Source organism: Pseudonocardia sp. KRD291, assembly GCF_019263595.1.
Classification (GTDB): domain Bacteria; phylum Actinomycetota; class Actinomycetes; order Mycobacteriales; family Pseudonocardiaceae; genus Pseudonocardia.
On record NZ_JADQDD010000386.1, the window covers coordinates 1 to 5,139 of the forward strand.

At 72.9% G+C, this 5,139-nt stretch carries 5 protein-coding genes; 2 read left to right on the plus strand and 3 right to left on the minus strand.

The window, feature by feature from the left end; translation table 11 throughout:
* From I4I78_RS30310 to I4I78_RS30320, 3 genes are all read right to left on the minus strand, one after another.
* Positions 1-1,264, minus strand: a 1,264-nt coding sequence (locus tag I4I78_RS30310) for a class I adenylate-forming enzyme family protein (protein ID WP_218614938.1), incomplete at its 3' end; no start/stop codon positions are given.
* Positions 1,265-1,282: 18 nt separating this feature from the next.
* On the minus strand, positions 1,283-2,056 hold the full coding sequence (locus tag I4I78_RS30315; RefSeq protein ID WP_308252448.1) for an enoyl-CoA hydratase-related protein: 774 nt from the start codon (positions 2,054-2,056) through the stop codon (positions 1,283-1,285).
* Positions 2,053-3,234 carry a thiolase family protein gene (locus I4I78_RS30320; RefSeq protein ID WP_218614939.1) on the minus strand — a complete coding sequence of 394 codons (1,182 nt, stop codon included), beginning with the start codon at positions 3,232-3,234 and terminating at the stop codon, positions 2,053-2,055. The genes I4I78_RS30315 and I4I78_RS30320 overlap by 4 nt, the downstream gene beginning before the upstream one ends.
* A 220-nt stretch (positions 3,235-3,454) precedes the next feature.
* Here I4I78_RS30320 and I4I78_RS33165 point away from each other — a divergent pair, with 220 nt between their 5' ends.
* Both I4I78_RS33165 and I4I78_RS30325 read left to right on the plus strand, forming a co-directional pair.
* Positions 3,455-3,883, plus strand: a complete 429-nt coding sequence (locus I4I78_RS33165) for a Zn-ribbon domain-containing OB-fold protein (protein ID WP_226380730.1) — start codon at positions 3,455-3,457, stop codon at positions 3,881-3,883.
* Positions 3,880-5,064, plus strand: a complete 1,185-nt coding sequence (locus I4I78_RS30325) for a thiolase family protein (protein ID WP_226380731.1) — start codon at positions 3,880-3,882, stop codon at positions 5,062-5,064. Before I4I78_RS33165 ends, I4I78_RS30325 begins: the two co-directional genes overlap by 4 nt.
* Positions 5,065-5,139: the final 75 nt, after the last annotated feature.

The window sequence follows — 5,139 nt, forward strand, 5'->3', positions numbered from 1 at the left end:
CGACCGCGGGGTGCTCGAGCAGAACCGCCTCGATCTCGCCGGGGGAGAGGTTCTCCCCGCCACGGACGATGACGTCGTCGAGCCGGCCGTGGACGAAGAGGTAGCCGCCCGCGTCGAGGGTCCCGGCGTCGCGGGTGGTGAACCAGCCCTCGGCGTTCGTCCCGGTATGCGACAGGTACTCCCCGGACACCTGTTCGCCGCGGACCCAGATCTCGCCGCGCTCGCCGACCGGCACGGGAGCGCCCTCGGCGTCCCGAACGGTGACCTCGACCGACGGCAGCGGCCTGCCGACCGAGCCCAGCCGGGCCCGGACGGCGGGATCGACGGAGCCGAACGCCTCACGGTGCTCCTCGGGGCCCAGGACGGCGACGGTGCTGGAGGTCTCGGTGAGACCGTAGGCGTTGACGAACCCGACGCCCGGTAGCAGGCGCAGCGCCCGCTCGATGACCGCGACCGGCATCGGCCCGCCGCCGTAGGACAGCGAGCGCAGCGCGGGCAGGCCCCGCCCGTCCGTCTCGACGACGTCGAGGATCCGGTCCAGCATCGTCGGCACGACCATCGCGTGCGTGACCGACTCCTCGCGGGCGAGGTCCACCCACGCCGCCGGGTCGAACGCGGCCATGCGCAGCACCCGGCGCCCGGAGTAGGCGTTCGAGAGCACCGCCGAGACCCCGGCGATGTGGTATGGCGGCACGCTGACCAGCGACGCGTCGCCCTCGGCCGATCCCGCGAACTCTACAGTAGACAGAATGTAGGCGGTGAGGTTGCGGTGCCGCAGCACCGCGGCCTTCGGCTCGCCGGTGGTACCGCTGGTGAACAGCAGCACGGCGATGTCGTCCGGGTCGCCCGCGGGGATGTCGAGCAGCGGGGCGCCGGGGTCCTCGGCGACGTCGAGGATCTCCTTGACGTCGCGCAGCTCGACGCCCTCGACGCAGCCGATCCGCTCGGCCACGCCTTCCCCGACGACCAGGGTCGCCGGCGCCATCCGGCGCACGACGGCACCCAGCTGTGCGTCGGTGAGGCGGTAGTTGAGCGGCACGTACGGCTTACCGGCGAGCGCCGCACCGAACAGGGTCAGCGGGACGGCGTCGGAGTTGAGATCGACGAGCCCGACCTGCGCGCCCCCGGACGCGGCGAACAGGGCCCCGACCCGGCGGGCGCGCAGGCCCAGCTCGGCGAAGGTCACCCCGCCCGCCCGGGGGCCGAGGGCCACCCGGTCGCCGTGACCGTCGGACGCCATCTCCAGCAGCATCCCGAGATGCATGATCGTCCTCCCTGTGGCTCAGCGCCCGGTCCAATGCGGGGTGCGTCTCTCCGCAAAGGCGCGGGCACCCTCCGCGGCGTCGTGGCTGTCGAACACCGGCTTGACCGCCGCGGCGAGTGCCTCGCGGTCAGGGTCCCCGATCTCGCCGTACATCAGCTCCTTGGTGACCCGCACCGCCAGTGGGCCGTTCGCGGCGATCCGTTCGGCCAGCGCGAGTGCGGTGGGCAGCACCTCGGCGGCCGGTACCACCCGGTTGACCAGGCCCATCTCCCGGATCCGCGCGGAGTCGACGAGCTCGCCGGTGAGGCCGAGCTCGAGGGCGTACGCGAGCGGGATCCGGCGAGGGAGCCGGGTCCCGCCGCCGGCCGCGATCAGTCCGCGCGACACCTCGGGTAGACCGAATCGGGCCGTCTCGGAAGCCACCACCAGATCGCACGCCAGGGCCAGCTCCAGGCCGCCGCCGACGGCGGTCCCGTTCACGGCGGCGACGACCGGCTTCGGGTACACCCGCGCGGTGAGGACGTCGAGGCCCGGGCCGTCGACCTCGAGGCCGCCCGATGCGAACGCCTTGAGGTCCATCCCCGCGCAGAAGATCTTCTCGCCGGCGCCGGTGAGTACCAGGGCGCGGACCTCGTCGTCCGCCTCCGCCTCGGCGAGGGCGCGCCCGATCCCGGTCATGGTGGGGCCGTCGAGCGAGTTCGCGGCGTGCGGGCGGTTGAGCGTGACCACCGTGAGCGGGCCGCGGCGCTCGACGAGGACCGGCTGGTCGCTCACAGCATCCTCGGAGGTCACGGCGCCGCCACCTCCAACACCATGGCCGAGCCCATCCCGCCGCCCGCGCACATCGCGGCGACCGCGATCCCGCCACCGCGGCGGCGCAGCTCGTGCACCAGCGTGGCGACCATCCGGGCGCCGGTGGCGGCGACCGGGTGGCCCAGCGAGCACCCGCTGCCGCTGACATTGACGATCTCCTCGTCGATGCCGAGCCGCCGGGTGGTGGCCACGCACATCGAGGCGAACGCCTCGTTGATCTCGAACAGGTCGACGTCGCCGACGGCCAGGCCCGCCCGCTGCAGCGCCTTGGGGATCACCCGGACCGGCGCCAGGCCCGTCTGCGCGGGGTCCACCCCGACCGACGCCCAGGACCGCACGACGGCCAGCGGGGTGAGTCCGCGGCCGGCCGCGAGGGTGTCCGAGGTCAGGGTCACCGCGGCGGCGGCGTCGTTGATGCCCGAGCTGTTGCCCGCCGTGATACTGAACCCGTCGATCTCCGGGTGCAGGGGCTTGAGCGAGGCCAGCTTCTCCATCGTGGTCCCGCGGCGCGGGTGCTCGTCGATCTCGAAGACCGTGTGCGACCCGTCGGCGCGTCGGACCTTCATCGGCACGATCTCATCGGTGAACCGGCCCTCGTCGATCGCGGCGACGGCGCGCTGGTGCGAGCGCAGCGCCCAGGCGTCCATCTCCTCGCGGGTGACCTCGCCGATCTGCGCGGCATTCCAGCCGACGGTGATCGACATGTCCATGTTCGGCGCGTCGGGCCGGTCCGGGTGTGTCGGCGACGCCCAGTTCTCGATCCAGTCCTGGGTGCCCGGTTGCCGGTAGCGCGAGACCGGGGCGGTCGACCGGGACTCGACGCCCCCGGCGATCACCGCGGAGTCCATCCCCGCCCGGATGCTGCCGGCCGCGGTTGCGACGGCGGTCAGCCCTGAGGCGCAGTGCCGGTTGAGTGCGACGCCGGGGACCTCGACCAGGCCGGCGGTGACCGCGGCGTGCCGGGCGATGTCGCCGCCGCCGTACATCGCCTCGCCCAGCACCAGGTCGTCGATGTCGGCGGCGGCGAGGCCGCTGCGTTCCACCGAGGCCTCGACGATCGTGTGGGCCAGGTCGAGCGCGCTGGTGTCGGCCAGCGAGCCCTTGCGGAAGGTGCCGATGGCGGTGCGGCACGCGGAGACGACGACGGCGTCGGGCATGGGGGCTCCTCGCGGGTGGCTGACGTCGGGGGTGGCGGTCCGGACCTCGCCGCCGATGTCTCGGAGTCTAGGTCGACGACATCAATTCTGACAATAGCGTCCACCTTCTAATGGTCCACATCAGGTGGCATCCGGTCATTGCGAGCGCGGGACTATTTGGCTAGGTTTCTGACGTGCTGTCGTCCTGGCGTCGTCGCCGGGACAGGAAGAGGGGCGACCGATGACGCGACCGGACTTCCGGACCCTGCCGGAGTTGACGGCGGACTCCCGGGCCTTCTGGACCGGGGGGGCCGATGCAGAGCTGCGGATCCACCGCTGCCGAACCTGCGGACGGTACTTCCACCCGCCGGCCCCGGCGTGCTTCCGCTGCCGCAGCAGGGAGGTCGGCCCCGAGCCGGTCTCCGGCCGCGCCACTGTCGCGTCCTACACCCTCAACCACCACCCGTGGTTCGGCGAGGCGTTCCCGATTCCGTATGTGGTCGCCCTCGTCGAGCTGGAGGAGGAGCCGGACACCCGGCTGACCACTCAGATCGTTGACTGCGACCCGGAGTCCGTGCGGTTCGGGATGGCGGTCGAGGTGGATTTCGAGCAGCACGAGGACGTGTGGGTGCCGGTCTTCCGGCCCGCGGGCAAGGGGGACCGGGCGTGAGCTTCGTCGACGACAGGACCGTCATCACCGGCGTCGGCCAGTCCGAGGTCGGGCGCAAGCTCGGCCGCGGCGGGATCGACCTCGCGATCGACGCGGCGTTGGAGGCGATCGCGCACGCCGGCCTCGACCCGTCGGACATCGACGGGGTCGCCAGCTACCCCGGCCCGGTCGCGGCCGAGGGCGGGTTCGTGGGTGCCGCCACGCACGACGTACGCGACGCGCTGGGCCTGCGCACCACCTGGCACCTCAGCGGTGTCGAGACCCCGGGCCAGGCCGGCACGCTGCTCGACGCGGCGGCGGCCATCGCCACCGGTCGGGCCACGCACGTGCTGTGCTTCCGCAGCGTCTTCGAGTCCAGCGCGCAGGCGCAGGGTCGCGCAGCTGCCCTGACCGGACGGCCCACCCGGGCGGCCGGGCACGCCGAGTTCCGGATGCCGTTCGGGGCGGCGTCGCCGGCGAACTGGATCGCGCTGTACGCGATGCGCTACATGCACGAGTTCGGGCTCACCCGCGAGCAGCTCGGGCAGATCCCGCTCAACGGCAGGCGTAACGCGGCGCGCAACCCGAAGGCGATCTACACCGCCCCGATGACGATGGACGACTACCTCTCCGCGCGGATGGTGTCCTACCCGTTCGGGCTCTACGACTGTGATGTCCCGTGCGACGGCGCCACCGCGATCGTGCTGTCCCGGCGGGACGCGGCAGGCGAGTCGGGCAGGCCGCGGATCGCGATCGAGGCCGCCGGCTCGGGCCTCTACGAGCGACACACCTGGGACCAGCGGGTGGACCTGACCACGATGGCGGCGCACGACGCTGCCGATCACATGTGGTCGCAGACGAACCTCACCCCGGCCGACGTCGACTTCGCCGAGCTCTACGACGGGTTCAGCTACCTGTGCCTGCAGTGGATCGAGGCGCTGGGCTTCTGCAAGCACGGCGAGGCGGGGGCGTTCCTGAGCGAGCCGGAGCGCATCGCCCTCGACGGCGAGCTGCCGGTCAACACCCACGGCGGCCAGCTCTCCGCGGGCCGGCTGCACGGATACGGGTTCCTGCACGAGGCCTGTACCCAGCTGTGGGGCGAGGCGGGGGAGCGGCAGATCCCGAAGGACGTGGAGGTCGCGGCCGTCGGCATCGGCGGCGGCCCCGAGGCGGGCTGCCTGCTGCTGCGCCGCGAGGACTGACTCCGGCCAGGACCGGCCGCACCCAGGCCCGGCCCCTGCAGCCGGTGGGCCCACTGGCCGCGAACTAGAGTGGCA